The following is a 24,866-nucleotide window of genomic DNA, read 5'->3' as shown; positions in this document are numbered from 1 at the left end:
CACACTACGCAGATCCGCGTCCCCGAACATCCATGGCTGCTCCGATCCCCGTCCCTGCCCCTGCGTCCGCCCCGAAGCGCCGTGCCGCCGACATGGCCTACGACGCCATCGAGACCCTGCTGTCCACGCTGCAGCTCGAGCCCGGCAGCCAGATCGTCGAAGCCGAGCTGGCCGAGCGCACCGGCTTGGGCCGCACGCCGGTGCGCGAGGCGCTGATGCGCATGGTGTCGATCGGCCTCGTCGTGCAGCAGGCGCGCCGCGGGCTGCTGGTGTCGACCATCGACCTCGCCGACCACCTCGACGTGGTGCAGACGCGCCGCGTGCTCGAGCAGCTGATCGCCACCTGCTCCGCGCGCCGCGCCACCGCGCCGCAGCGCAAGGAGATCGTGCGCTGTGCCGAGCAGATGGTGGAGGCGGCCGCGCGCGGCGACCTCGACGGCTACATGCGCGCCGACCATGCGCTCGACCTCGTGAACCACCAGGCCAGCCACAACGACTCGGCCGTCAAGGCCGTCACGCCGCTGATCGTGCAGTGCCGCCGCTTCTGGTACGCCTACCAGCACCAGGGCGAGATCGTCGAGGGCGCCAACGCCCACCTCGAACTGGCGCAGGGCATCGCCACCGGCGACGAGGCCGCCGCCACCGCGGGCGCCGACCGGCTGATGGACTACCTCGAGCGCTTCGCGCGCAAGATCATCGACCGCTAGGAGGCTGCGCGGGCCTGCGGGGAAGTCCGCGTGCATCGCCCGGACCCGCGGCGCATACTGGCCCGATGGCCGCCGCACCCCGAGCCCGTCCCGAGGATTTCTTCAGCATCGACGAATGGCAGGCGCTGACCGCGCGCTCGTCGTGGAAGGGGCTGTGGCTGGTCGCGCACTGCTGGGGCGTCATCGGCCTCGCGATGCTGGTGGGCATCGTCTGGCCATGGACCATTCCGCTGATGGTGCCGATCGTCGGCGCGCGCCAGCTCGGCCTGTTCATCCTGATGCACGACGCGGCCCATGCGGGGCTGCACCGCAACCGCCGCGTCAACGATTGGGTCGGCCACTGGCTGTGCTCGTCCACCCTGCGCGACTACCGGCCCTACCACCTGCAGCATCACCGCTTCGTGCAGCAGACCGAGGACCCCGACCTCGTGCTGTCCGCGCCGTTCCCGATCTCGCGCGCCTCGATGTGGCGCAAGGTCGTGCGCGACCTCAGCGGCCAGACCTTCTACAAGCAGCGCTTCGGCCATATCGCCGAAGGCATCCGCCAGCGCGCACCGGGCGAGTCGGCGCTGAAGGCGTTCGGCCGCGAACTCGCGAAGGACCGGCGCTTCTTTCTCGCCAACGGCCTCGGGCTGCTGGCCTTCGCACTGGCCGGCTACTGGTGGGCCTGGGTCCTGATGTGGCTGCTGCCCATGGCGACCTGGCTGTCGCTCGTGAGCCGGGTGCGCAACATCGCCGAGCATGCGCTGGTGGCGCAGAACGAGGCCGATCCGCTGCGCCAGGCGCGCACCACGCATGCCAACCTGGCCGAGCGCATCTTCATCGCGCCCTACTGGGTCAACTACCACTGCGAGCACCACATGTTCACCAGCCTGCCGTGCTGGAGCCTGCCCGAGGCGCACCGGCTGTTGCAGCGCGGCGGCACCACCGCGCGCATGGAGGTGCAGCCCGGCTACCTGAGCCTGCTCAAGCAGGCCACGGCCGCCTGATCCTTCAGCGCGTCGCGGGCCGCGCCGCCGTGGGCAGCGCCCCGCGCTGCGCATGCTGGCTCAGCCAGATGCTCGCGATCACGATGGCGATGCCCGCCACCTGCAGCGGCGACAGCCGCTGGCCCAGCAGCACCCAGCCGAGGATCACGGCCGTCACCGGGCTCAGGAAGGCCAGCGAGGCGATGGCGGCCGGCTCCAGCCGGGCCACGCCGCGGAACCACAGGATGTAGGTCAGCGCGGCGCCCACCAGGCCTAGCCAGCCGAAGCCCAGCCAGTTGGTGGCCGTGAGCGGCGGCAGCGCCGGTTCGAGCCACAGCGCCACCGGCAGCAGCAGCAGGCCACCCGCGGTGAGCTGCCAGGCGGTGAAGGTCAGCGCCGAGACCGGCGGCTGCCAGCGCCGCGCCAGCACGGTCCCGAAGGCCATCGACACCGCGCCCGCGAGCGCCGCCGCGATGCCCACCGCGTCGAGCCTGGCCTGCGGCGTGAGCACCAGCAGCGCCACGCCGCCGAAGCCCACCGCGGCCGCCACCACCGACAGCGCGCGCACCCGCGTGCCGAGCAGCGCGCTCGCGAGGAACACCACCATCAGCGGCTGCAGCGAGGTGATCGTGGCCGCCACCCCGCCCGGCAGCCGGTAGGCCGCGATGAACAGCATCGCCCACAGCAGCGAGAAATTGAGCACGCCCAGCACCAGGATGCGGCCCCACCAGGCGCGCTCGGGCAGCTGCCGCACGATGGCCAGCAGCAGCAGGCCCGCGGGCAGCGCGCGCAGCATCGCGACCGTGAGCGGGTAGTTCGCGGGCAGCAGCTCGGTGGTGACGATGTAGGTGCTGCCCCAGATCGCGGGCGCGGCGGCGGTCAGCAGGATGTCGGCGCCCCGGGCGGGAGGGCGGGCGCTGCGGTCGGTGGTGTCGGTCATGGAGGCTTGAATCTATTCAATTGACCGCTGGTTGTGAATGTCTGAATAATGAATTGATTCATTACCAATGGTTGTGGATCATGGACCATCTCACCGCCCTTCAGGTCTTCCGCACCGCCGCCACCAGCGGCAGCTTCGCGGGCGCGGCGCGACAGCTCGGGCTGTCGGCCGCCGCGGTCAGCAAGAACATCGCCGAGCTCGAGGCGCACCTGAAGGTGCGGCTCATCAACCGCACCACGCGCAGCATGAGCCTCACCGAGGCCGGCGCCGCCTACCACCAGCGGCTCTCGCGCATCCTCGACGACCTGAGCGAGGCCGACGCCGCGCTCGCGCCGATGGGCAGCAGCCCCTCGGGCGTGCTGCGGGTCAGCGCGCCGCTGACCTTCGCGCTGACCTGCATCTCGCCCGGCATCCCGGCCTTCATGGAGCGCCATCCGAACCTCAGGCTCGAGCTCGACCTGCAGGACGCGCGCACCGACCTGATCGGCGGCGGATACGACCTCGCGATCCGCGGCAGCGACCGGCTCGAGGACTCGAGCCTGGTGGCGCGCGAGCTCACGACCATGACCCACGTGCTGTGCGGCGCGCCGGCCTATTTCGCCGCCCGCGGCCGGCCCGCGCGGCCCGAGGACCTGAAGGCCTTCGACTGCGTGCAGTTCACGCTCTCGGGCCATGCCCACAAGTGGACCTTCCGGCGTGCCGGCCGCAGCGTGGCGGTGCCGGTCGACGGGCGCTACAAGGTCAGCTCCAGCCTCGCGGTGCGCGACGCGCTGCTCGCGGGCTTCGGCCTGAGCCTGATCCCGCGCATCTACGTCGCGCACGAACTGGCCGCGGGCCGGCTCGAGGCGGTGCTGGAAGACTGGGAGGCCGACCGCACGCCGGTCTATGCCGTCTATCCCTCGCGTCACCTGGCCGCGAAGACGCGCGCCTTCGTCGACTTCCTGCTCGAGCGCTTCGCCTCGGGCTGACCGTTGAGCAGCCGGCCGATGGGCGTGCGGCGCGCCAGCAGCTCGTAGCTCGCGAGCGCCATGATCGAAGTGGCCGCGATGTTGAGCCCCATCTTCGCGAGCGCCCCGAGCGGCGCATGGAACAGCAGGACGCCGAAGCCGACGGTGCCGAGCATGTGGACCAGGTAGACCCAGTAGGAACTGCGCGAGAGGTAGTCGAGCACGCCGTTGCGCCGCGGCAGCCAGCGCACGAAGGCGCCGATCAGCGCCAGGCTCCAGAGCCAGCCGGCGGTGCCGTAGGCGAAGGCGACCCAGAACGCGGCGTGCGGCAATGGCGTCGTGCCGCGCGCGGCGCCCAGCAGCACGAGCGTCGCGCCGAAGAAGGCCAGGCCCGCGAGCGCCAGGACCTGGCAGCGCGCGGCGAAGCGGGCGAACAGCTCCTGCCGCCCGTGCAGGCACAGGCCGAACACGAAGAACAGGCCGCTGTGCACCCATTCGCCCCAGGGCGGCAGGAAGGAGCCGCTCTGCGGCGCCAGGCCCGTGGGATGGAAGGACCCGGCCACGGCCAGCGGCAGCGCCAGCACCAGGACGCCCCAGGGCTGGCGTGCCAGCAGCGCGAAGCCGTGCCCGAAGCCCGCGCGCAGCCGCGCCGGCACGAAGCGGCCCAGCTTCGCGCCGGCCCAGGCCAGCACGCAGAACCAGAACAGCTGGTAGATGAACCACAGGTGCAGCGTGTTGAATGGCGAGCCGCCCGGCGGGCGCGGCGGCGCCAGCGCCGCATCGAGCCCCGGCACGCCACGCACCGTGAGGTGGATGTAGACCATCGCGAGCAGCGTGGTCAGCACGAACAGCGGCGGCCAGAACAGCGCGAAGGGCAGGGCGAGCCGCAGCGCGCGGTTGCGCAGCATGCCGCCGGCGCCGCGCCGCTCGATCAGCAGCGCGACGAAGAAGCCCGCGAGCACGAAGAACACCGGCATGCGAAAGCCGTGGATGAACAGCAGCAGCAGGTCGGCGACGCGCGAGGTCTGCGGGTCGCGCCAGGGCAGCGGCGAGGCGACGGTGAGGTGGTTGAGGGCCACGTGCAGCACGATGCCCAGCCACATCATGAGGGCGCGCAGGTTGTCGAGCGCGTGCAGACGTTGCGGGGCGGAAGGAGGGGTGTTGGCGTTGTTCATGCGGCCACTGTTGGGCCTCACGCAACGTCAGGGTCAAGCGGGGACGAGCGGGTTTTTCAGGCCGCGCGCAGCGTTGCCATGGCGCGCAGCAGCAGCTCGCGCACCGGCGGCGCGGTCACCGCCGCGGCCTGCAGCACGGGCTCGGTGGCCATGGCCTGCATCAGCCGGCCCGCGATGCCCGGGTCGTGGTCGCAGAAGGCATCGAACAGCGCGGCCCACTCGCGCGCGATCGCCTGCACGGCCGGGTCGCCGGGCGCCGCGCCCCGGGCCTGCAGGGCCTCGAGTTCGCCCGAGAGCCGGCGCCAGGCCGCGTCGGGCGGCGTGCCCAGGCGCGCGAAGTCCTCGGCGTCGAGGTGGCGCAGCAGCGCGGCCATGCGCAGCCCGATGGCCTCTTCGATGTAGCCGATCAGCGCGGCCGAGGGGCCGTCGTCGCGCCGCGCCACCGGCTCGCTGCGGTACATCTCGCCCCAGCGCTCGATCAGGTCGTAGTTGCCGTCCATCCACTGGCCCATCAGCGTCATCCAGCGCGCGGCCAGCGGCTGCAGCTCGAGCGCATCGGCCGGCACGCCGCGCGCCATGCGCTCGCTCACCTCGGCGATCAGCGGCGGCCACTGGTCGGCCACCGCCTTCCAGTTCGCCATCAGCGCGCGGATCTCCTCCGGGCTGAAGTAGCGGCCGTAGGTGCTCATCTGCTCGAGCGTCGCGAGCCAGTCGCCGGTGTCGGGCCGGCCGCCCTCGGCCAGCCGCTGTTCGAGCAGCGCGAGCCGCTCGCGCAGCGTGGTGGCCTGCGCGATCTGACGGTCGAGCGCGGCGATCTGGCGCGCGACGATCGCGGGCAGCGATTCGCCGCCTGCGCCCAGCAGCCCGCCGATCTCGGCCAGCGGCAGCCCGAGCAGCCGCAGCGCCTGGATCGCGTGCAGCCGCGCGATGTCGTCGGGGCCGTAGAGCCGGTAGCCGGCCTCCGAGCGCGCCGAGGGCGCGAGCAGGCCGATGGCGTCGTAGTGGTGGAGCGTGCGCACCGTGAGCCCGGTGCGCCGCGCGAGTTCGCCGACCTGGAGCAGCATGGCGGCGGCGCCGGGGCTCAGTCCCCGGACGGCACCGGTTCGGGCCCGGGCCAGCCCAGCAGCTCGGCCAGCCGCTGCACCACCCAGTCGGCTTCGGCCGGCTGCAGGCCCGCCTCGGGCACCGCCAGGCCGGCGCGGATGCGCGCCAGGATCTCGCTTTCGACCGGCACCTCGGTGTGGTGCTGGATCTGCGCATGGCCCACCAGGTGGCTGGCCAGGTCCTCGCAGATCTCGTAGCGCTCGCGCACCACGCCGATGGGCTCGCGCAGCCGCTGCCGCGCGTCGGTGTAGACGGCGAAGAACGAGGGCGGGATCAGGATCTGGTTGTCGTCGGACATCGAAGGGTTATAGCCCCTGGCAGGGGCCCCTCAACGACGAAACGCGCCCGCGGGCGCGTTTGTCGGGGTTTCGCGCCACCGGCCCGGCGGGCCGTGGCGGCGAAGGCCGGATCAGCCGCCCTTCTTGGCGCGCTTGCCGGGGTTCTTCTTGCTGCGCGTCGCGGTGCCGCGCTCGAGGCTGACCTTCTGGCCGCCACCGTTGCGCGGCAGGGTGAAGCCGGGCAGGGGCACGGGCTTCGGGCTGGCGAGACGGTCGGCTTCGGTACGGATTTTCTTGGGCATGGAAAGCTCGGGTAAAAGTGAAGTTCGAAGGCGTAATTAGGCCACAGCGAGGATTTTGCATGCCAGAAAGCGCAATGGGGGGAGACATGGCCCGGCCGAGGTTCGTCACGGGCTCGCTGCTGCGGCATGTCTGCGTGATGGCGGGCACCGGCGCCATCGGCCTGATCGCGGTGTTCGCGGTCGACCTGATCAACCTGTTCTACATCTCGCTGCTCGGCGAGAAGGCCATCGCCGCGGCCGTGGGTTTCGCGGGCGTGGTCGGCTTCTTCCACACCTCGCTGTGCATCGGGCTGATGATCGGCATCGCCGCCGTGGTCTCGCGCACCGTGGGCGCGGGCCGCGCGCACGATGCGCGCCGCATCGCCACCGCGAGCCTGGTGCTGATGGCGGCGATCTCGCTGGTGGCCGGCAGCGGCACCGCCTTCTTCCTCGGCCCGGCCGTGCATGCGCTGGGCGCCGAGGGCGAGACCGCGCGCTTCGCGCAGCGCTACCTCGCGATCACGGTGCACACGATGCCGCTGCTCGGGATCGGCATGGCCTGCTCGGCGCTGCTGCGCGCGGTCGGCGACGCGCGGCGCGCCATGATGGTCACGCTGGTCGGCGCCTTCGTCACCGCGGTGCTCGACCCGATCCTGATCTTCGGCTTCGGCATGGGGCTCGACGGCGCCGCCGTGAGCGCCGTGTTCTCGCGGCTGGCGCTGGCCGCCGTCGGGCTGCATGGCGTGGCGGTGCGGCACCGCATGCTGGGCCGCTTCGAGCCGAAGCAGCTGGGCGCCGATGCCCGCGCGATGGCCGCGGTGGCCGGGCCGGCGGTGCTGACCAACCTCGCGACGCCGGTGAGCGCCGCCTTCGTCACCCACACCATCGCGCAGTTCGGGCCCGCCGCCGTGGCCGGTGCCGCCACCATCGACCGCGTGAGCCCGGTGGCCTTCGGGCTGGTCTATGCGCTGAGCGGCGCGGTCGGGCCGATCCTGGCGCAGAACCTCGGCGCCGGGCAGTACCGGCGCGTGCGCCAGGGGCTGCGCGACAGCCTGCTGGTCATGGGCGTGTCGGTGGCGGTGGCCTGGGCGGTGCTGGCGCTGGGGCAGGACGTCCTGATCCGGGCCTTCTCGGCCGACGGCGTCTCGGCCGAGCTGATCGCGCTGTTCTGCAGCTGGCTCGCGGCCAGCTTCTTCTTCGCGGGCGGGCTGTTCGTGGCCAATGCCTCGTTCAACAACCTCGGCCATCCACTGCTGTCGACGGTCTTCAACTGGGGCCGCGCGACCGTGGGCACGGTGCCCTTCGTCTGGTGGGGTGCGCAGTACGGCGCGGCGGGCGTGCTGATCGGGCAGGCGGTGGGCGCCTCGATCTTCGGCGTGCTCGCGGTGACGGTGGCGTTCCGGCTCGCGAACCGGCTGGCGCTGCGCGAGGACCTCGCGCCGGCGCCGCCCGAAGACGCGGTGCCGGTGCTCGATGCACCGGTCGCGCCGACCTCGGCGGCCGGTGGCGCCGCGGCGCTCGCGGGCGACCTCAGAGATCCAGCAGCCGGACCTTGACGCTCTTGCCCTTGATGCGGCCGTCGTTGAGCTTGCGCGCTGCCTCGGCGGCGATGCCACGGTCGACCGCGACGTAGGTCGAGTACTCGTTGACGTTGATCTTGCCGACCTGCTCCTTCGCATAGCCGCAGTCGCCGGTCAGCGCGCCCAGCACGTCGCCGGCGCGGATCTTCTCCTTGCGCCCGCCCACGATCTGCAGCGTGGCCATCGGCGGCGCGAGCGGCGCGCCCTTGCCGGGCGTGAGCTCGGCCAGTTCGTGCCATTCGGATTCGCGGCCCTGCAGCTGCTCGATCTTTCCGACGAAGCCCATCTCGTCCATGCTCGCGAGGTTCAGCGCCAGGCCCTCGGCGCCGCCCTGCTGGCCGACGCGGCCGGTGCGGCCGATGCGGTGCACGTGCACCTCGGCATCGGGCGTCACGTCGACGTTGATCACCGCCTCGAGCTGCGCGATGTCCAGGCCGCGCGCCGCCACGTCGGTGGCCACCAGCACCGAACAGCTGCGGTTGGCGAACTGCACCAGCACCTGGTCGCGTTCGCGCTGCTCGAGTTCGCCGAACAGCGCGAGCGCGCTGAAGCCCTGCGCCTGCAGCACGTCGACCAGGTCGCGGCACTGCTGCTTGGTGTTGCAGAAGGCCAGCGTGCTGGCCGGGCGGAAGTGGTCGAGCAGCCGGCTCACGGTGTGCAGCCGTTCGCCGTCCTTGATCTGGTACCAGCGCTGGCGGATCGCGCTGCCCGTGTGCTGGGCCTGCACCGCGATCTGCTGCGGGTTCTTCATGAACTGCTGCGCGAGCTTGGCGATGCCCTCGGGGTAGGTGGCCGAGAACAGCAGCGTCTGGCGCTCCTTCGGGCACTGGCGCGCCACGGTCACGATGTCGTCGAAGAAGCCCATGTCGAGCATGCGGTCGGCCTCGTCGAGCACCAGCGTGTTGAGCGCGTCGAGCGCGAGGTTCTCGCGCTCGAGGTGGTCCATGATCCGCCCCGGCGTGCCCACCACCACGTGGGCGCCGTGCTCCAGGCTCGCGGTCTGCCCGCGCAGCGCGACGCCGCCGCACAGCGTGACCACCTTGATGTTCTCTTCCGCGCGCGCCAGCCGGCGGATCTCGGTCGTGACCTGGTCGGCCAGCTCGCGCGTCGGGCACAGCACCATCGCCTGCACCGCGAAGCGGCGCGGATTGAGGTTGGCCAGCAGCGCCAGCGCGAAGGCGGCGGTCTTGCCGCTGCCGGTCTTGGCCTGGGCGATCAGGTCCTTGCCGAGCAGCGCGCTCGGCAGGCTCGCGGCCTGGATCGGCGTCATGCGCGCGTAGCCGAGCTGCGCCAGGTTGGCCAGCATCTGCGGCGCGAGCGACAGGGTGGCGAAATCGTCGGGGGAGGTGGTGGTCATGGCGTGGCCGCCAGCAAGCCCGGCGGAGGCGTGAGAGACGGTGGAAAGACGTGGGGAGGAAAAAAATCAGGGCCTTGCAGCCCGCCGCCGGGGCGACAGTGCTGCAAGGCCCTCGGGGGCTGCGACGGTCGGCGCGTGCCGCTCGTTCAGCGGCGCTGGGCGCCGTTGTTGCCGCCGGGACCCGACGGCGGAGGACCGCGGCGTTCCAGGTGACGGAACGTGATGCGGCCCTTGGTCAGGTCGTAGGGCGAGAGTTCCAGCGACACCTTGTCGCCCGCCAGGATGCGGATGTGGTGCTTGCGCATCTTGCCGCCGCTGTAAGCGATCAGCTGGTGACCGTTGTCGAGCGTGACGCGGTAGCGCGAATCGGGCAGGACTTCGGTCACTGCGCCGTTCATTTCGATCAGTTCTTCCTTCGGCATGCTTTACCTCGAATCTTCGTTGTCTGTTGGATATGAATGAAATCCGTCGTGTTTGGTTTCAGGCGCGACGGCCGGCCGACACACACGGCGCAGCGGGGACGCGCTCTGCTCGCTTCAACATGAACGAAGACCGTGGTGGCAATCATGGGCGCCGGAACTGGCGCTCCAACACACGGCAAAAACCGGCGTGCCTGGCGGGGGAGGTGCGGAACCCGGGGATTTCAAATCGGGTTCAGGGGGCCTCGGTGCCAATCGGCCAACCGGTGGGGTGACGAGAAAAGACTTCGTCGTAGTATCGAAACGAACCCGGCATTGTAACCGGACTGGCATGACTGTTGCTCAGGTTTCGGCCGGGACTGGCGCGAACGCGCGACAAATCGGCCGATATTGCTATCAAAAGAGTAGCTGAAAGCCCTCAGGCCGCCGCGGGCTCCCCGACCCGCGCGACCGTGCCGCCGCCGCGCCGGCGGCCATGGGCCAGCAGCAGCACGCCGGCCAGCTGGCAGGCCGCGCCCACCCAGCCGACGGCGCTCACGCCGAACCACGCGATCGCCACGCCGCCGAACAGCGAGCCGACCGCGATCCCGAGGTAGATCGCCGAGGCGTTGAGCGACAGCGTCATCGGCGCGCGCTCGGGCGCCAGCCGGATCAGCCGCACCGCCTGCGCCGGCCCGAAGCCCCAGCCCGCGAAACCCCACAGCGCCGCCAGGCCCACCACGGCCGGCAGCGCCAGGCCGCCGGGCAGCGCCTGGGCCGCGAGAGACAGCCCGCCGAGGACCGCCACCAGCAGCAGCGCGAAGCCGCGCGCCACCCGGTCGGCGCCGAAGCGGTCGGTGGCCCAGCCGCCGGCCGCGGTGCCGAGCGCCGCCGCCACGCCGATGGCGACGAACACCGCGCCGATGCCTTCGGGGCCGATGCCCACCGTGCGCGAGAGGAACAGTGCGATGTAGGTGTAGAAGCTGAAGCCACCCGTGGTCCAGAGCACGCTGACGCCGAGCCCGGCCAGCACGCCCGGCGCGCGCAGCACGGCGAAGGCCGCGCCGCCCGATGCGGCGGGCGCCGCCGCCGCGAGCCGGCGTGGTAGCCCGGCCGCCAGTCCCACGGTCGCGACCAGGCCCAGCGCGGCGATCAGCAGGTAGGCCGTGCGCCAGCCGCCCCAGCCCGCGATCCAGGCGCCCAGCGGCACGCCGAGCGCCACCGCCAGCGTGCCGCCGCCGGTCACGATCGCCAGTGCTCGGCCGCGCAGCGCGGGCGACACCAGCGAGGCCGCCACCGCGCTCGCGGTCGGCACGAACACGCCCGCCACCAGGCCCAGCGCCAGCCGCGCCAGCGCGAGCTGGCCGAAGCCCTGCGCCATCGACGCCAGCAGCGTGAGGCCGCTGAAGGCCGCGAGGCTCGCGACCAGCAGCGGCCGACGGCCGAAGCGCGCGCAGGCCGCGGCCATCAGCGGCGAGCCGATCGCATAGCTGAGCGCGAACAGCAGCACGAGCTGGCCCGCGTGCGTGGGGCTGATTTGCAGGTCGGCTGCGAGCACGGGCAGCAGGCCGGCGACGATGAAGCTCTCGGTGCCGATCGCGAAGGCGCCGAGCGCGAGCCAGGCCAGGCTCAGCGGCAGGCGCTCGGGCGCGGTGGAAGAAGAGGGGGCGGGGTGCATGGCGTTTCTCCGTCGAGCATTCGATGGGGTCCAGCGTAGGCTTGCGATTGGTTCCTCAAAAGAACCACAATCGGCCAATTCCATGGAGCCACTTTTCGAGCTGTCCCTGCAGCTGCCCGCGGCCGGCTCGCGCGAACTGCTGCGCGAGCTGCACCGGCAGCTGCACGCCGCCATCCTCGACGGCCGGCTGCGGCCGGGCGCCCGCCTGCCCGCCACGCGTGCGCTCGCGCAGCGCCTGGGCGTGTCGCGCAACACCATGCTGGCCGCCTACGACCTGCTGCTCAGCGAGGGCTACCTGGTCGCCCGCCCCGGGGCCGGGACCTACGTGGCCGACACCTTGCCGGCGTCGCGCCGCGGCCGGGCGCCGCGCGCCGAGGCCGGCACGCCGCGCCGCGATCCCCGCCTGGCCCCGCCGCGCGTGCCCGGCGCCGACCTGCCGCCCACGCTGCAGCAGCGCTCGGCGCGCGACGATTTCCGCATCGGCCTGCCCGATGCGAGCGCGCTGCCCTTCGACATCTGGCGCCGGTTGTCCGACCGCGCGCTGCGCCGCATCGCGCGCGGCGGCGGCGAAGCGGCGCAGTACGCCGACCCGCGCGGCCAGCCGGCGCTGCGCGAGGCGATCGCGCGCCACGTGTCCTTCACGCGCGCGGTCGGTTGCAGTGTCGACGACATCGTCGTCACCGCCGGCGCGCAGCAGGCCTTCGGGCTGCTCGCGCGCATCCTCGTCGTGCCGGGGCGCACGGTGGTGGCGGTCGAGCAGCTGTCCTATCCCTCGCTGCGCGAGGCCCTGGCGGCCGCCGGCGCGAAGGTGGTGCCCGTGCCCACCGACGCCGAGGGCCTGTGCGTCGACCGGCTGCCGGTCGAGGCGCGCGTGGTCTGCGTGACGCCCTCGCACCAGTTTCCCACCGGCGTCGCCATGTCGACGCCGCGGCGCGCCGCGCTGCTGGCCTTCGCGCGCGAGCGCCATGCGGTGGTGATCGAGGACGACTACGACAGCGAATTCCGCTTCGCCGGCCGCCCGCTCGACGCGCTGCAGACGCTGGACCGCGCCGACTCGGTTTGCTACGTGGGCACCTTCTCGAAGAGCCTCTTTCCCGCGCTGCGCCTGGGCTTCGTAGTGGCGCCGCCATGGGCGCGCGCGGCGCTGGTGCGCATGCGCGAGCTGGCCGACTGGCACAGCCCGGTGCTGGGCCAGGACGCGCTGGCCGACTTCATCGCCGAGGGCCACCTGGCGCGCCACATCCGCAAGATGCGCAAGGTCTACGGCGAGCGCCGCCGCGCGCTGCTCGAGGCGCTGGTGCGCCACGGCCCGGACCTGTTCGAGGCCATTCCCTCGCAGGCCGGCCTGCATCTGTCGGCCCGGCTGCATGCGCCGCTGCGCGCCGACCTGCTCGCCCGGCGCGCGGCCGAGGCCGGCATCACGCTGGCGCCGCTGTCGCGCTATGCGCTCGATCCGCATGCGGCCGACGTGCCCGAAGGCCTGGCCTTCGGCTACGGGCTGATCGAGGCCGCGCGCATCGACGACGCGATCCGGCGCGTGGCGCAGCTCGCGCGCGCCGGCTGACGCGGCCTCCCGTGCAGGCGGTCGAGCGCAGCCACGGGAGCCGACGGCCTACACCGCGCGCCGGGGGCGCCACGCTCAATGGCCCGACCCAGGATGCCAAAGGAGCCTCGACCATGAACGACACCGCCACGCATGCCCGCACTCCGGTGCGCTTCGATCCCTCCGTGGAGACCGAGCGCGAGGACGAGGCCCAGACCCAGATCGAGCTGGTGGCCACCTTGCGCGAGATGGCGCAGACCATGGCCGAGCACACCGGCCACGCCATGCGCGCCGTGCACGCCAAGAGCCACGGCCTGCTGCATGCCGAACTCGTCGTGCCCGAAGGCCTGCCGCCTGAGTACGCGCAGGGCCTGTTCGCCAGGCCGGGGCGCCATCGCGCGGCGATGCGGCTGTCGACGCCGCCGGCCGAGGTGCTCGACGACCGCATCTCGCTGCCGCGCGGCATGGCGCTCAAAGTGTTCGATGTCGAGGGCGAGCGCGTCGAGGGCTCCGAGGGCCACACCACGCAGGACTTCCTGTTCGTCGACGGCCCGGTGTTCGTCGCGCCCGACGCGCGCGGCTTCCTGCGCAGTCTCAAGCTGCTCGCGGCCACCACCGATCGCGCGCCGACCGGCAAGCTGCTGCTGTCGGGCGTGCTGCAGAGCATCGAGAAGCTGATCGAGGTCGCGGGCGGCTCGAGCGCGAAGCTGGTCGCGCTGGGCGCGCATCCGCTGACCCATCCGCTGGGGGCCACCTTCTTCACCCAGGTGCCGATCCGCTTCGGCGATCACATCGCCAAGCTGCAGCTCGCGCCGGTGTCCGAGGCGCTCGTCGCGCTCGAGAAGGCCGAGCTGCATCTGGACGGCAAGCCCGACGGCACGCGCGAGGCGGTGATGGACTTCCTGCGCACGCACGGCGGCGAGTGGGAGCTGCGGGCTCAGCTCTGCGTCGACCTCGAGCGCATGCCGGTCGAGGACGCCTCGGTCGAATGGCCGCAGGAACTCAGTCCCTTCGTGACGGTCGCGCGCGTGCTGGCGGCGCCGCAGCCGGGCTGGAGCGAGGAGCTGTCGCGCGAGATGGACGACGGCATGGCCTTCAGCCCCTGGCAGGCGCTCGCGGCGCACCGGCCGCTGGGCGGCGTGATGCGCGCGCGCAAGGCGGCCTATGCGGCCTCGTCGGAATTTCGCAGCGAGCGCAACGGCTGCCCACTGCACCGCTGAGCGACTGCGTCAGTCGAGTCCGAGCACGCGCCGGTTGGCCGCCACGTCGACACCGCCGGCCGCGAAGTCGTCGAAGGCCCGGTCGGCCACGCGGATGATGTGGTCGGCGATGAACTTCGCGCCCTCGCGCGCGCCGTCCTCCGGGTGCTTGATGCAGCACTCCCACTCGAGCACCGCCCAGCCCGGGAAGTCGTACTGCGCCATCTTCGAGAAGATGGCCTTGAAGTCGACCTGCCCGTCGCCCAGCGAGCGGAAGCGCCCGGCGCGGTCGATCCACTTCTGGAAGCCGCCGTACACGCCCTGCTTGCCGGTCGGGTTGAACTCGGCGTCCTTCACGTGAAAGATCTTGATGCGCTCGTGGAAGTGGTCGATGTAGGCCAGGTAGTCGAGCTGCTGCAGCACAAAGTGGCTCGGGTCGTAGAGCAGGCAGGCGCGCGGATGGTTGTTCACGCGCTCGAGGAACATCTCGTAGCTCACGCCGTCGTGCAGGTCCTCGCCCGGATGGATCTCGTAGCCCACGTCCACGCCCACCGCGTCGAAGGCATCGAGGATCGGGCGCCAGCGGCGCGCGAGCTCGTCGAAGGCCTCCTCGATCAGTCCCGGCGGGCGCGGCGGCCACGAGTACAGGTAGGGCCAGGCCAGCGCGCCCGAGAAGGTCGCGTGCGCCGTGAGGCCGAGGTTCGCCGAGGCCTTCGCCGCGTAGTGCAGCTGCTGCACCGCCCATTGCTGGCGCGCCGCCGGATTGCCGCGCACCTCGGGCGCCGCGAAGCCGTCGAAGCCCGCGTCGTAGGCCGGGTGCACCGCGACCAGCTGGCCCTGCAGATGGGTCGAGAGCTCGGTGATCGAGAGGCCGTGCGCGGCGAGCGTGCCCTGGATCTCCTGGCAGTAGGTCCTGCTCTCGGCGGCCTTCTTCAGGTCGATCAGCCGCGCGTCCCAGCTCGGGATCTGCACGCCCTTGTAGCCCAGGCCCGCGGCCCAGCCGGCGATCGCGTCGAGCGAGTGGAAGGGCGCGGTGTCGCCCGCGAACTGGGCCAGGAAGATGGCGGGCCCCTTGATCGTCTGCATGCGGTGTCTCCTTGTGGGCTCGACAGGATACTTCGCGGGTTCGGCTGACACACGACCGAAGTTCGGTGGGCGCAGAATGAATTTCGCTCACAGGGAACCCAACGAGATGCCCCAGCCCGTCTCCGCCCGACTCAAGATCGGTTTGTCCGCCTGCTTCTCGCACGCCGATCCGGCGCGCTCGCTGTTCACCAACAAGACCCTGCAGTACGTCGAGCAGTCGATCGCCCACTGGCTGATGTCGGCCGGCGCGATGGTGGTGATGGTGCCCTGCCCCACGGGCGAGACCGCGCGCGGCGACACCAAGCTGTCGCACTACGCCGAGTGGCTCGACGGCGTGGTGATGCACGGCGGGGCCGACGTCTGGCCCGGCAGCTATGGCGAGGTGCCGCTCAAGGACGCCTGGATCGGCGACCGCATCCGCGACCTCTACGACCTCGCGCTGGTCGAGGCCTTCGAGCAGGCCGGCAAGCCGATCTTCGGCGTGTGCCGCGGGCTGCAGCTCATCAACGTGGCCTTCGGCGGCACGCTCTACCAGGACATCGAGGAGCAGCACGGCCATCCCGAGACGCTGCGCCACCGCGACCCGGTGACCTACGACCAGAACTTCCACCAGATCGGGATCGTGCCGGGCACGCGGCTCGCGAAGCTCTATCCCGAGGTGCAGACCGCGCGCGTCAACAGCATCCACCACCAGGGCGTGAAGGACCTCGCGCCCGGTTTCGAGGTCGAGGCCTGGAGCCTGCCCGACCGGGTGGCCGAGGCGATCCGCCGCCGGCCCGAGCGCGGCCGCAGCTACATCGCTGCCACGCAGTGGCACCCCGAATTCCACAAGTACGGCAGCACCGAGACCGTGGACGACACGCCGATCCTGCACGACTTTCTGTGGGCTTGCGCCACCGCCAAGGTGGCGCCGAAGACCACGCTGCGCGGCGCGCCCGGCAAAATCCGCGACCGCGCGGCGCGCGTGCTGCAGCAGGCGCTGCTGCGGCGCCGCCGCTGAGCGCCGCGCCGGTTCAGCGGCGCTCGGACTTGGTCGAGTAGCCGCTGACGCCGGCGTCGACGGTGCCGAACACCGTCACGCCGCTGCCCGAGGAGGCGGTGCTGCCGGCATCGGCGGTGCGCGAGGACGAGGCACAGCCCGCGAGCGAGAAGCCCATGGCAAGGGCGAAGGCGGTGGCAATCAATGACTTCATGGAATCTATCCCCAGGGGTGGATCGAACGACTATAGGCCGCGCGTCATGGCGCGCATGTAACAAGACCCCGCGCGCGGGGTCTTGTCGTTGGTGCCGCCGCGGCACGCCGGGTTCCCGCCGCGCGCGATCTTGAAGAAAAACTGCAAGCCGCTTCGTTCGCCGGGCGGCTTATCAAAGGCGGAAGCCGGGCGCACATTCAGGGCACACAACACCCAGAGGACACCGCCATGACATCCGCTCCTTCTTCACCCCAGCGCACCTGGTTCATCACCGGCGTGAGCACCGGCTTCGGCCGCGCGCTCGCGCAGGAGGCGCTGGCCGCCGGCCACCGCGTGGTCGGCACCCTGCGCGACGAGGCCGCGTGCGCCGCCTTCGACGCGCTGCAGCCCGGCCGCTCCTTCGGCCGCCTGCTCGACGTGACGCGCCACGACGAGGTCGAGCGCGTGGTGGCCGAGGTCGAGGCCGGCGTCGGCGCCATCGACGTGCTGGTCAACAACGCCGGCTACGGCCACGAAGGCACGCTCGAGGAATCCTCGCTCGACGAGGTGCGCCGGCAGTTCGAGGTCAACGTGTTCGGCGCGGTCGCCGTCGCCAAGGCCGTGCTGCCCTTCATGCGTGCGCGCCGCCGCGGCCACATCCTCAACATCACCTCGATGGGCGGCATCGTCACCTTCCCGGGGCTCGGCATCTACCACGGCAGCAAGTTCGCGCTCGAGGGCCTGTCGGAGGCGCTCGGCAAGGAGGTGGCGAGCTTCGGCATCCGCGTCACGGCCGTGGAGCCGGGCGGCTTTCGCACCGACTGGGCCGGTCGCTCGATGGTGCGCGCACCGCAGACCATCGCCGACTACGCACCGGTGCTGGGCCCGGTGCGCGAGGCGCGGCTGGCGCGCAGCGGCAAGCAGGCGGGCGATCCGGTGAAGGCGGCGCGCGCCATGCTGCGCATCGTCGAAGCGCCGACGCCGCCCGCGCACCTGCTGCTGGGCAGCGACGCGGTGAAGGCGGTACGCGAGAAGCTGGCCGCGCTGCAGGAAGAACTGAGCGCGTGGGAATCGCTGTCGCTGTCGACCGACTTCACGCCGGCCTGACGCAACGGGCTATTCGGGCTTCGCGCCCGAGGCCTTGACGGCCGCGCCCCAGAGCCCGATCTCGCTCGCGACGAAGCGGTCGAACTCGGGCCCGGTCGTGGGCGCCGGCTCCGAGCCGCGCTCGCGGATGAAGCGCGCCATCTGCTCGCTCTTGAGGATCTCGGTCACCTCGCGGTTCAGGCGCGCCAGCACCTCGGGCGGCGTGCCGCGCGGCGCCATCAGGCCGAGCCAGCCCACGGCCTCGAAGTCGCGCGTGCCGGCCACGCCGCTCTCGCGCACGGTGGGCACCTCGGGCAGCTGCGAGGAGCGCGTGGCCGAGGTCACGGCCAGCGGGATCGCCTTGCCGGCCTTGATGTGCGGCAGCGCGGCGGTCACCGAATCGATCATCAGCGGCACCTGGTTGCCGAGGAAGTCGGCCTGCGCGGGCCCGCTGCCCCGGTACGGAATGTGCGTGACGAACACATGCGCCGCCGACTTGTACATCTCTCCCGACAGATGCTGCGTGCCGCCGATGCCGGCGCTCGCGTAGCTGAGCCGGCCGGGCTCGGCCTTGGCGCGCGCTGTGAGCTCGCCCAGCGTGCGGATGCCGCTCTCGGGCGTGGCGAGGAACACCAGCGGCACCTTGGCGATCAGCGAGATGCCCACGAGATCCTTGCGCGGGTCGAAGCCGGGCTTGGCGTAGAGCGTCTGGTTGACCGCCATCGCGCTGCCGGCCACCACCAGCGTGTAGCCGTCGGGCGCCGAACGCACCACGAACTCGGTGCCGATGTTGCTGCCGGCCCCGGCCTTGTTGTCGACGATCACCGGCTGGCCCAGCCGCCGGCCGAGCTGTTCGGCGAGCGCGCGCGCGAAGATGTCGGTGGCCTGCCCGGGCGGGAAGGGCACCACCAGCTTGACGGGCTTGTCGGGCCAGTCGGCGGCCTGGGCCGGGGCCCAGGCGGAAAGCAGCGCCAGCGCGAGGCCGGCGGCCGTGCCTGCGAAGCTTCTGCGCCGCATGGCTCAGAGCGCCGTGAGGTGCTTGCCCACGATGCCCGCGAGCTCGAACATCGTCACCTGGTCCTTGCCGAACACCGGCTTGAGCTTGGCGTCGGCATTGATCGAGCGCTTGTCCTTCGCGTCCTGCAGGCCATTGGCCTTGATGTAGTCCCAGAGCTTCTTGACCACCTCGGTGCGCGCCACCGGCTCGTTGCCGATCACCGCGGCGAGCGCGTCGCTGGGCTTGAGGCCGGCGCCGGTCTTGCGCGGCGCCTTCTTCTCGGCCGGTGCCTTCTTGGCCGCGGGCGCCTTCTTCGCCGCCACCTTCTTGGCGGCGGCGGTCTTGCCGGCCGGCGCGGCCTTGCCGAAGGTCTTGCGCGGCGGGAATTTGCTGCCGCCCTCGCGCGGCGCGAACTCGAAGGTCACCTTGCCTTCTTCCGCGTTCCAGGTCAGGAAGGCCTTGAAGGCGCGGCGCGTGCGCATCGAGACGAACTTGTCGAGCAGGTCGGTCTTGCCGGTGGCCAGCAGCTTCTCCATCTGCGCGCGCTCCACCGGCTGCTGCAGGATGATCTTGCCGGTCTTGAAGGTGCAGCTCGGCGTGGGCTGGGCGTTGGTGGGCACCGACTTCTCGCAGATGTAGTTGCTGCCGTGCTCGAACACGGGCGCGCCGCAGATCGGGCACGGGCCTACCGTGTCCTGCTCGCTGAAGTCGACGATCTCGCCGCTGTCCTCGTTCTTGTCGTCGCCGAAGTCGAACTCCAGCTTCCAGTTCTTCGCCTCCTCGTCGTACTTGAGCACGATCTCGGAGGTGAAGGGCCAGCCGGCCTTGGAGCGGAAGCCCTCGAGCGGGCCGATGTGCTTGTCGCGCAAGAGCGCCTCGGCCTCGGCGACCTCGAAGGTGCGCCCGGCCGGCGACTTGCCGAACGAGAAGCCGCAGGCGTCCTCGCCCGTGCCGCTCTTGCCGGTGCAGCCGTAGCGGCGGTAGTTCTCCTTCACCACGCCGCCGCAGTTGGGGCAGGGCGTGGCCAGCGTCGTGTAGTCGCCGGGCACGGTGTCGCGGTCGTACTCCTTGGCCTTCTTGACGATGTGCTCGGTCATCGCCGCGATCTCGCGCATGAAGGCGTCGCGGCTCAGCGAGCCCTTCTCCATCTGCGCGAGCTTGTATTCCCACTCGCCGGTGAGCTCGGCCTTGGAGAGTTCCTCCACGCCGAGGCCGCGCAGCAGCGTCATGAGCTGGAACGCCTTGGCGGTCGGGATCAACTCGCGGCCCTCGCGCAGCATGTACTTCTCGGCGATCAGGCCTTCGATGGTGGCCGCGCGCGTGGCTGGCGTGCCCAGGCCCTTCTCCTGCATGGCCTCGCGCAGTTCCTCGTCGTCGATGGTCTTGCCCGCGCCTTCCATGGCGCCGAGCAGCGTGGCTTCGGAGTAGCGCGCCGGCGGGCGCGTCTTCAGGCCCTTGGTGTCGACGGTCTCGGCCAGCACCATCTCGCCGGGCTTCACCGGCACCAGGTTCTTGCCGTCCTTCTCGTCGTCGTCGCTGACGGCTTCCTTGCCGTAGATCGCGAGCCAGCCCGGCTTGACCAGCACCTTGCCGTCGGAGCGGAAGGCGTAGTTCCTGCCGGCCTGCGCCACCGTGCTGATGCGGGTCGTGACCTGGTATTCGGCGCTCGGGAAGAACACCGACAGGAAGCGGCGCACCACGAAGTCGTAGAGGCGCTGCTCGGCTTCCGACAGGCCGCTGGGCGCCTGCAGGGTCGGGATGATCGCGAAGTGATCCGACACCTTCGCGTTGTCGAAGATGCGCTTGCTCGGCTTCACGTAGTTCTGGTCGATCGCCTGCTGCGCGAACGGCGCGAGGTGGCGCATGCCGCTGGTGGCGAGCATGCCCATGGTCTGCTTGACCACCGGCAGGTAGTCCTCGGGCAGGGCGCGCGAGTCGGTCCGCGGGTAGGTCAGCGCCTTGTGGCGTTCGTACAGGCTCTGGGCCAGCGCCAGCGTGGTCTTGGCCGAGAAGCCGAAGCGGCTGTTGGCCTCGCGCTGCAGCGAGGTCAGGTCGAACAGCTGCGGCGAGGCCTGGGTGGTGGGCTTGCTCTCCTCGGTGACGCTGGCGGGCTTGCCGCGCGCGGCCTGCGCGATGGCGAGCGCGTCGCGCTCGTTCCAGATCCGGTCGGCGCGCTGCTCGGGGTCGGGCTCGCCGCTGGGCAGCAGCGGGGCGCTGGCCTTCTTCCAGGCCGGGTCGAACCACTTGCCCGGATAGTGGCCGGCTTCGGCGAGAAAGCTGGCGTGCACTTCCCAGTAGTCGCGCGAGACGAACTTGCGGATCTGCTCCTCGCGCTCGACCACCACCGACAGCGTGGGCGTCTGCACCCGGCCCACGGTGGTGAGGAAGAAGCCGCCGTCGCGCGAGTTGAAGGCCGTCATCGCGCGCGTGCCGTTGATGCCCACCAGCCAGTCGGCCTCGGAGCGCGAGCGCGCGGCGTCGGCCAGGCCCTGCATCTGCTTCTCGGTGCGCAGCGAGTCGAAGCCGTCGCGGATCGCCTGCGGCGTCATCGACTGCAGCCACAGCCGCCGCACCGGCTTGTTCAGGCCCGTCTTGCCGCCGGCGTACTGCTCGATCAGGCGGAAGATCAGTTCGCCCTCGCGGCCCGCGTCGCAGGCGTTCACGAGCTGGGTCACGTCCTTGCGCTTGGCCTGCTTGACCACCGCGTTGAGGCGGGTCTTGGTCTTGTCCACCGGCTTGAGGTCGAAGTGCGGCGGGATCACCGGCAGGTTGGCGAAGCTCCACTTGCCGCGCTTGACGTCGAACTCCTCGGGCGCCTGGATTTCCACCAGGTGGCCGACGGCGCTGGTCACGACGTACTGGTCGTTCTCGAAGTGCTCGTCGTGTTTGTCGAACTTGCCGGCCACCGGCGTGAGCGCACGCACGATGTCCTGCGCCACCGACGGTTTTTCTGCAATAACCAATGTCTTCGTCATCTGTGCTCTCTCAACTGTTTCGCCAAGCCGGCTCGCGGGCCATGCGCGCAGTGCCATGGGCTCTCTCTATACTCGGCGGCTTCTCGCGTGCGCACACGCGCACGCGCATGTGTGCATATTCAAACTAACAGACTTCGGCGATGCCTTCCAAATCCCCACTTTCCAACGCCCGCCGAATTCAGACGCGGCGTTCCTCCGTCCATGGCAACGGCGTGTTCGCGGTGCAGGACCTGGCCGAAGGCGAGCGGATCATCGAGTACAAGGGCGAGATCATCACGTGGAAGGAGGCACTGCGCCGCCATCCGCACGATCCGGCCCAGCCGAATCACACTTTCTACTTCCATATCGATGACGGGCGCGTGATCGACGGCAACGTCGACGGCAATGCGGCCCGCTGGATCAACCACTCGTGCGAGCCCAACTGCGAGGCCGACGAGGTCGATGGGCGCGTCTATATCAAGGCGCTGCGCAACATCGCGGCCGGCGAGGAACTCAACTACGACTACGGCCTGATCATCGACGAGCCGTACACCGAGAAGCTGCTGTCCGAGTTCCCGTGCTACTGCGGCTCCGAGCAATGCCGCGGCACGCTGCTCACGCCGAAGGACGACGAGGAAGAGGACAAGAAGAAAAAGAAGAAGGCGAAGAAGAAGGAAGCGAAAAAGGCCGAGAAGGAGAAGGCCGAGAAGAAGGCTGACAAGAAGGCCGAGAAAAAGTCCGAAAAGAAGGCCGAGAAGAAGTCGGAAAAGAAGGACGGCAAGAAGAAGGACAAGGCGCCGAAAGCCGACAAGCCGGCCAAGGCGAAGAAGGCCGAGACGGTCGCCGAGGCGGCCCCGGCCGCGGCCGACAACGGCGGGCTCTGAACATGGCCGCCGGCGGCAGCGCCCTGCAGTGGCATGAGGAGCGGATCGCCGCGGCGCTCGCCCCCCTGCTGCCGGGCTTCGCGGCCGAGGTGGTCGGCGAGATCGATTCCACCAACACCGAACTCATGCGGCGCGCGCGCGCCGGGCGGACCGAGCCCGTGCTGCTGGTCGCCGAGCGCCAGACCGCGGGCCGCGGCCGGCTCGGCCGGCCCTGGCAGAGCGCGCAGCAGCCCGGCGACGATGTCGCGCCGTCGCTGACCTTCTCGCTGGGCCTGCCGCTCGCGCCGGCCGACTGGTCGGGTCTCTCGCTCGCGGTCGGGGTCAGCCTGGCCGAGAACCTCGATCCCACGGGCGCGGCGAAGCTCGGGCTCAAGTGGCCCAACGACCTCTGGGTCGACGAGCGCAAGCTCGTGGGCATCCTGATCGAGACCGCGCTGCCGCATGCCGGCGGTGCATCGTCGCCGCGCTACGTGGTCATCGGCATCGGCGTGAACATCGGCGCGCGCGATGCCGAGGGCATGCGCACGCCGCCCGCCTGGATGCGCCAATGGCGTCCCGACGCCACTTCGCCCGCGGTGCTGGCCGAACTGATCCCGCCGCTGGTGCGCGACGTGCTCGCATTCGGCGCGCGCGGCTTCGCGCCGTTCGCCGAGCGATTCGCGGCGCGCGACGTGCTGCGCGGGCGCGAGGTGGTGCTCAGCGACGGCCGCACGGGCCTGTGCGAGGGCGTCTCGTGGACCGGCGAGCTGCAGGTGCGCACGGCCGAGGGCCTGCAGGCCATCGTCAGCGACGAGGTCAGCGTGCGGCCGCGCGGCATGGCCCTCTGAGACCGGACGCCGCGATGCCGCTGCGCCTGGTCGTGATCGCCCTGCTGGTCCTCAACGGCGGCTACTGGCTGTGGTCGCGCGGCGACCTCGCGGGCTTCGGGCTCGCGCCGGCGGGGCTCGACGAGCGCGATCCGCAGCGCCTCGCGCGGCAGATCCATCCCGAGTACCTGCAGATCCGCGCCGAGCCGCCGAAGGCCGGTGCCTCGGGCCCCGGCGCCCGATGAGCCGGCCGCTCAGGCCGGCGCGCTCTCGAAACGCACCGTGAAGCGCGCGCCCGGCGGCTGCCGCTCGGGATGCGCGTCCTCGAGCGTCACCTGCGCATGGTGCTGGTTCGCGATCTCGCGCACGATCGGCAGCCCCAGGCCCGAGCCGTCGGCCTCGTTGCCCAGCACGCGGTAGAAGGGCTCGAACACGAGCTCGCGGTCGGCCTCCGAAATGCCCGGCCCGTTGTCCTCCACCTGCAGCAGCAGCACCCGGCCGAAGGGATCGGCCAGCACCCGCGCGGTGATCACGCCGGTGCGTTCGGGCCGCGAGGGCGTGTAGTTGATGGCGTTGTCGACCAGGTTGCGCACCAGCTCCTTGAGCAGGGTCGGGTTGCCCTCGAGCACCACGCCGCGCGAGCCGGGATCGAGGCCGTCGTAGCCGAGGTCGATGCGCTTCTCGATCGCGCGCGGCACCGCCTCGCGCACCACCTCGATCGTGAGCCGCGCCAGGTCGCAGGGCTGGCGATGGGCGCCGGCGCTGTTGCCCTCGGCGCGCGCCAGCGACAGCAGCTGGTTCACCGTGTGGGTGGCGCGCACGCTGGCGCGGCCGATCTGCTTGAGCGACTGCTTGAGCTCGTCGGCATTGGCGTTCTCGCGCTGCGCCAGGTCGGCCTGCATGCGCAGGCCCGCGAGCGGCGTCTTGAGCTGGTGCGCCGCGTCGGCCAGGAAGCGCTTCTGCGTGTCGATGGAATCGTTGAGCTTGTCGAGCAGCTCGTTGACCGAGGACACCAGCGGCACCACCTCGAGCGGCACCGAGGACTCGTCGAGCGGGCTCAGGTCGCCGGGGCGGCGCTCGCGGATGCGCGCCTCCACCACCGACAGCGGCTTGATGCCGCGCACCAGCGCCAGCCAGATCAGCAGCACCGCGAGCGGCAGGATCGCGAACTGCGGCAGCAGCACGCCCTTGATGATGTCGGCCGCCAGCAGCGACTGCTTCTGGCGCGTCTCGGCCACCTGCAGCAGCGCGGGCGGCGCATCGGGCGCGTCGCCGGCCAGCCAGATCCAGGCCACGCGCACCGACTTGCCGTTCATCTCGCCGTCGCGCAGCTGGACCTGGCCGATGGCCGGCGGCTCGTCGAGGCTGGGGTGCGGCACGTCGTGCTCGCCGCTGAGCAGCGTGCCGTGGCTGTCGAGCACCTGGTAGTAAACGCGGTCGGTGTCGTCGCCGCGCAGGATCTCGCGCGTCGGCTGCGGCAGCACGAAGCGCGGGCTGTCCTTCTGCAGCGAGACCGTGCGCGCCAGCGTCTCGATGTTGTGCGTGAGCACGCGGTCGAAGGAGGCGCTCGCGATGCCCTGCGCCACCAGCCAGGTCACGCCGATGCTGACCGGCACCAGCAGCAGCAGCGGCGTGAGCATCCAGTCGAGGATCTCGCCGAACAGGGAGCGCTGCGCGCGCTGGAAGAGTTTCATCGGACCGGACCCGCCGCGCCCGGCGGCCGCAC

At 71.2% G+C, this 24,866-nt stretch carries 24 protein-coding genes; 11 read left to right on the top strand and 13 right to left on the bottom strand.

Annotated elements, in window-relative coordinates:
* Nucleotides 1-32: 32 nt before the first annotated feature.
* Nucleotides 33-707, top strand: a complete 675-nt coding sequence (locus BM109_RS30925; protein WP_093351581.1) for a GntR family transcriptional regulator — start codon at nucleotides 33-35, stop codon at nucleotides 705-707.
* 65 nt (nucleotides 708-772) lie between these two features.
* A complete protein-coding gene (locus tag BM109_RS30920; RefSeq protein ID WP_093351578.1) occupies nucleotides 773-1,696 on the top strand; it encodes a fatty acid desaturase family protein in 924 nt (307 codons plus the stop codon).
* A gap of 4 nt (nucleotides 1,697-1,700) precedes the next feature.
* Here the strand turns inward: BM109_RS30920 and BM109_RS30915 are convergent, their stop codons facing one another.
* The gene (locus BM109_RS30915; protein ID WP_093351576.1) at nucleotides 1,701-2,615 is read right to left on the bottom strand and encodes an EamA family transporter; all 915 of its coding nucleotides are present in this window, start codon (nucleotides 2,613-2,615) and stop codon (nucleotides 1,701-1,703) included.
* A gap of 80 nt (nucleotides 2,616-2,695) precedes the next feature.
* Between BM109_RS30915 and BM109_RS30910 the strand changes: the two genes are divergently transcribed.
* Nucleotides 2,696-3,583: a LysR family transcriptional regulator gene (locus BM109_RS30910; RefSeq protein WP_093351573.1), complete on the top strand. Its 888-nt coding sequence runs from the start codon at nucleotides 2,696-2,698 to the stop codon at nucleotides 3,581-3,583.
* On the opposite strand, the gene BM109_RS30905 is transcribed toward BM109_RS30910, so the two are convergent.
* The 4 genes from BM109_RS30905 to BM109_RS41365 form a co-directional block, all read right to left on the bottom strand.
* Nucleotides 3,520-4,737 (bottom strand): acyltransferase family protein, encoded by a 1,218-nt coding sequence (locus BM109_RS30905; RefSeq protein ID WP_093351570.1) that lies wholly within the window; start codon nucleotides 4,735-4,737, stop codon nucleotides 3,520-3,522. The genes BM109_RS30910 and BM109_RS30905 overlap by 64 nt on opposite strands.
* Nucleotides 4,738-4,793: 56 nt before the next feature.
* Nucleotides 4,794-5,801, bottom strand: a complete 1,008-nt coding sequence (locus BM109_RS30900) for a MerR family transcriptional regulator (protein ID WP_093351568.1) — start codon at nucleotides 5,799-5,801, stop codon at nucleotides 4,794-4,796.
* 17 nt (nucleotides 5,802-5,818) lie between these two features.
* Nucleotides 5,819-6,139, bottom strand: a complete 321-nt coding sequence (locus tag BM109_RS30895; RefSeq protein ID WP_093351565.1) for a hypothetical protein — start codon at nucleotides 6,137-6,139, stop codon at nucleotides 5,819-5,821.
* 111 nt (nucleotides 6,140-6,250) lie between these two features.
* Nucleotides 6,251-6,421 (bottom strand): hypothetical protein, encoded by a 171-nt coding sequence (locus BM109_RS41365; protein ID WP_172705803.1) that lies wholly within the window; start codon nucleotides 6,419-6,421, stop codon nucleotides 6,251-6,253.
* A gap of 86 nt (nucleotides 6,422-6,507) precedes the next feature.
* Here BM109_RS41365 and BM109_RS30890 point away from each other — a divergent pair, with 86 nt between their 5' ends.
* Nucleotides 6,508-7,956: an MATE family efflux transporter gene (locus tag BM109_RS30890; protein ID WP_256222881.1), complete on the top strand. Its 1,449-nt coding sequence runs from the start codon at nucleotides 6,508-6,510 to the stop codon at nucleotides 7,954-7,956.
* On the opposite strand, the gene dbpA is transcribed toward BM109_RS30890, so the two are convergent.
* The 3 genes from dbpA to BM109_RS30875 all read right to left on the bottom strand — a co-directional run bounded on the left by dbpA (nucleotide 7,931) and on the right by BM109_RS30875 (nucleotide 11,413).
* Nucleotides 7,931-9,337, bottom strand: coding sequence for an ATP-dependent RNA helicase DbpA (gene dbpA, locus BM109_RS30885; RefSeq protein WP_093351560.1), 1,407 nt, complete (start codon nucleotides 9,335-9,337; stop codon nucleotides 7,931-7,933). The genes BM109_RS30890 and dbpA overlap by 26 nt on opposite strands.
* A 146-nt stretch (nucleotides 9,338-9,483) precedes the next feature.
* Nucleotides 9,484-9,759 (bottom strand): translation initiation factor IF-1, encoded by a 276-nt coding sequence (gene infA, locus BM109_RS30880; RefSeq protein ID WP_093351558.1) that lies wholly within the window; start codon nucleotides 9,757-9,759, stop codon nucleotides 9,484-9,486.
* A gap of 415 nt (nucleotides 9,760-10,174) precedes the next feature.
* Entirely contained in the window at nucleotides 10,175-11,413 is a 1,239-nt protein-coding gene (locus BM109_RS30875; protein ID WP_093351555.1) for an MFS transporter, read from the bottom strand.
* A gap of 82 nt (nucleotides 11,414-11,495) precedes the next feature.
* Here BM109_RS30875 and BM109_RS30870 point away from each other — a divergent pair, with 82 nt between their 5' ends.
* Together BM109_RS30870 and BM109_RS30865 are read left to right on the top strand one after the other, a co-directional pair.
* On the top strand, nucleotides 11,496-12,977 hold the full coding sequence (locus tag BM109_RS30870) for a MocR-like pyridoxine biosynthesis transcription factor PdxR (RefSeq protein ID WP_093351552.1): 1,482 nt from the start codon (nucleotides 11,496-11,498) through the stop codon (nucleotides 12,975-12,977).
* A gap of 113 nt (nucleotides 12,978-13,090) precedes the next feature.
* Nucleotides 13,091-14,176, top strand: a complete 1,086-nt coding sequence (locus tag BM109_RS30865; protein WP_093351549.1) for a catalase family protein — start codon at nucleotides 13,091-13,093, stop codon at nucleotides 14,174-14,176.
* Nucleotides 14,177-14,185: 9 nt separating this feature from the next.
* Here BM109_RS30865 and BM109_RS30860 read toward each other — a convergent pair whose 3' ends face one another.
* The gene (locus tag BM109_RS30860; protein WP_093351546.1) at nucleotides 14,186-15,241 is read right to left on the bottom strand and encodes a sugar phosphate isomerase/epimerase family protein; all 1,056 of its coding nucleotides are present in this window, start codon (nucleotides 15,239-15,241) and stop codon (nucleotides 14,186-14,188) included.
* A gap of 106 nt (nucleotides 15,242-15,347) precedes the next feature.
* Between BM109_RS30860 and BM109_RS30855 the strand changes: the two genes are divergently transcribed.
* Nucleotides 15,348-16,241, top strand: coding sequence for a gamma-glutamyl-gamma-aminobutyrate hydrolase family protein (locus tag BM109_RS30855; RefSeq protein WP_093351544.1), 894 nt, complete (start codon nucleotides 15,348-15,350; stop codon nucleotides 16,239-16,241).
* Between the two features lie 13 nt (nucleotides 16,242-16,254).
* On the opposite strand, the gene BM109_RS30850 is transcribed toward BM109_RS30855, so the two are convergent.
* Complete coding sequence (locus tag BM109_RS30850; protein WP_093351542.1) at nucleotides 16,255-16,434, bottom strand: hypothetical protein; 180 nt, start codon at nucleotides 16,432-16,434, stop codon at nucleotides 16,255-16,257.
* 228 nt (nucleotides 16,435-16,662) lie between these two features.
* Between BM109_RS30850 and BM109_RS30845 the strand changes: the two genes are divergently transcribed.
* Complete coding sequence (locus tag BM109_RS30845; RefSeq protein WP_093351540.1) at nucleotides 16,663-17,520, top strand: oxidoreductase; 858 nt, start codon at nucleotides 16,663-16,665, stop codon at nucleotides 17,518-17,520.
* Nucleotides 17,521-17,529: 9 nt separating this feature from the next.
* On the opposite strand, the gene BM109_RS30840 is transcribed toward BM109_RS30845, so the two are convergent.
* Nucleotides 17,530-18,516 (bottom strand): tripartite tricarboxylate transporter substrate binding protein, encoded by a 987-nt coding sequence (locus tag BM109_RS30840; protein ID WP_256222880.1) that lies wholly within the window; start codon nucleotides 18,514-18,516, stop codon nucleotides 17,530-17,532.
* A gap of 3 nt (nucleotides 18,517-18,519) precedes the next feature.
* A complete protein-coding gene (locus tag BM109_RS30835) occupies nucleotides 18,520-21,471 on the bottom strand; it encodes a DNA topoisomerase III (protein ID WP_093351537.1) in 2,952 nt (983 codons plus the stop codon).
* A gap of 140 nt (nucleotides 21,472-21,611) precedes the next feature.
* On the opposite strand from BM109_RS30835, the gene BM109_RS30830 reads away from it, so the two are divergent.
* From BM109_RS30830 to BM109_RS30820, 3 genes are read left to right on the top strand one after another with little or no spacing between them, the layout of a single operon-like run.
* Nucleotides 21,612-22,334, top strand: coding sequence for an SET domain-containing protein (locus BM109_RS30830; RefSeq protein ID WP_093351535.1), 723 nt, complete (start codon nucleotides 21,612-21,614; stop codon nucleotides 22,332-22,334).
* A 2-nt stretch (nucleotides 22,335-22,336) separates the two neighbouring features.
* Nucleotides 22,337-23,161 carry a biotin--[acetyl-CoA-carboxylase] ligase gene (locus BM109_RS30825; protein ID WP_093351531.1) on the top strand — a complete coding sequence of 275 codons (825 nt, stop codon included), beginning with the start codon at nucleotides 22,337-22,339 and terminating at the stop codon, nucleotides 23,159-23,161.
* A 14-nt stretch (nucleotides 23,162-23,175) separates the two neighbouring features.
* Nucleotides 23,176-23,385, top strand: coding sequence for a sporulation protein (locus BM109_RS30820; protein ID WP_093351527.1), 210 nt, complete (start codon nucleotides 23,176-23,178; stop codon nucleotides 23,383-23,385).
* A 9-nt stretch (nucleotides 23,386-23,394) separates the two neighbouring features.
* Here BM109_RS30820 and BM109_RS30815 read toward each other — a convergent pair whose 3' ends face one another.
* Nucleotides 23,395-24,834, bottom strand: coding sequence for a sensor histidine kinase (locus tag BM109_RS30815; protein WP_093351524.1), 1,440 nt, complete (start codon nucleotides 24,832-24,834; stop codon nucleotides 23,395-23,397).
* Nucleotides 24,835-24,866: the final 32 nt, after the last annotated feature.

Source organism: Variovorax sp. PDC80 (genome assembly GCF_900115375.1).
GTDB lineage: Bacteria > Pseudomonadota > Gammaproteobacteria > Burkholderiales > Burkholderiaceae_C > Variovorax.
This window is presented reverse-complemented; position numbering and strand designations above follow the sequence as displayed.

Bases quoted from the DNA above. Each gene is read 5' to 3' on its own strand.
- BM109_RS30925 (WP_093351581.1), top strand. From the start codon at position 33: ATGGCTGCTCCGATCCCCGTCCCTGCCCCTGCGTCCGCCCCGAAGCGC.
- BM109_RS30920 (WP_093351578.1), top strand. From the start codon at position 773: ATGGCCGCCGCACCCCGAGCCCGTCCCGAGGATTTCTTCAGCATCGAC.
- BM109_RS30915 (WP_093351576.1), bottom strand. From the start codon at position 2,615: ATGACCGACACCACCGACCGCAGCGCCCGCCCTCCCGCCCGGGGCGCC.
- BM109_RS30910 (WP_093351573.1), top strand. From the start codon at position 2,696: ATGGACCATCTCACCGCCCTTCAGGTCTTCCGCACCGCCGCCACCAGC.
- BM109_RS30905 (WP_093351570.1), bottom strand. From the start codon at position 4,737: ATGAACAACGCCAACACCCCTCCTTCCGCCCCGCAACGTCTGCACGCG.
- BM109_RS30900 (WP_093351568.1), bottom strand. From the start codon at position 5,801: ATGCTGCTCCAGGTCGGCGAACTCGCGCGGCGCACCGGGCTCACGGTG.
- BM109_RS30895 (WP_093351565.1), bottom strand. From the start codon at position 6,139: ATGTCCGACGACAACCAGATCCTGATCCCGCCCTCGTTCTTCGCCGTC.
- BM109_RS41365 (WP_172705803.1), bottom strand. From the start codon at position 6,421: ATGCCCAAGAAAATCCGTACCGAAGCCGACCGTCTCGCCAGCCCGAAG.
- BM109_RS30890 (WP_256222881.1), top strand. From the start codon at position 6,508: ATGGCCCGGCCGAGGTTCGTCACGGGCTCGCTGCTGCGGCATGTCTGC.
- dbpA (WP_093351560.1), bottom strand. From the start codon at position 9,337: ATGACCACCACCTCCCCCGACGATTTCGCCACCCTGTCGCTCGCGCCG.
- infA (WP_093351558.1), bottom strand. From the start codon at position 9,759: ATGCCGAAGGAAGAACTGATCGAAATGAACGGCGCAGTGACCGAAGTC.
- BM109_RS30875 (WP_093351555.1), bottom strand. From the start codon at position 11,413: ATGCACCCCGCCCCCTCTTCTTCCACCGCGCCCGAGCGCCTGCCGCTG.
- BM109_RS30870 (WP_093351552.1), top strand. From the start codon at position 11,496: ATGGAGCCACTTTTCGAGCTGTCCCTGCAGCTGCCCGCGGCCGGCTCG.
- BM109_RS30865 (WP_093351549.1), top strand. From the start codon at position 13,091: ATGAACGACACCGCCACGCATGCCCGCACTCCGGTGCGCTTCGATCCC.
- BM109_RS30860 (WP_093351546.1), bottom strand. From the start codon at position 15,241: ATGCAGACGATCAAGGGGCCCGCCATCTTCCTGGCCCAGTTCGCGGGC.
- BM109_RS30855 (WP_093351544.1), top strand. From the start codon at position 15,348: ATGCCCCAGCCCGTCTCCGCCCGACTCAAGATCGGTTTGTCCGCCTGC.
- BM109_RS30850 (WP_093351542.1), bottom strand. From the start codon at position 16,434: ATGAAGTCATTGATTGCCACCGCCTTCGCCCTTGCCATGGGCTTCTCG.
- BM109_RS30845 (WP_093351540.1), top strand. From the start codon at position 16,663: ATGACATCCGCTCCTTCTTCACCCCAGCGCACCTGGTTCATCACCGGC.
- BM109_RS30840 (WP_256222880.1), bottom strand. From the start codon at position 18,516: ATGCGGCGCAGAAGCTTCGCAGGCACGGCCGCCGGCCTCGCGCTGGCG.
- BM109_RS30835 (WP_093351537.1), bottom strand. From the start codon at position 21,471: ATGACGAAGACATTGGTTATTGCAGAAAAACCGTCGGTGGCGCAGGAC.
- BM109_RS30830 (WP_093351535.1), top strand. From the start codon at position 21,612: ATGCCTTCCAAATCCCCACTTTCCAACGCCCGCCGAATTCAGACGCGG.
- BM109_RS30825 (WP_093351531.1), top strand. From the start codon at position 22,337: ATGGCCGCCGGCGGCAGCGCCCTGCAGTGGCATGAGGAGCGGATCGCC.
- BM109_RS30820 (WP_093351527.1), top strand. From the start codon at position 23,176: ATGCCGCTGCGCCTGGTCGTGATCGCCCTGCTGGTCCTCAACGGCGGC.
- BM109_RS30815 (WP_093351524.1), bottom strand. From the start codon at position 24,834: ATGAAACTCTTCCAGCGCGCGCAGCGCTCCCTGTTCGGCGAGATCCTC.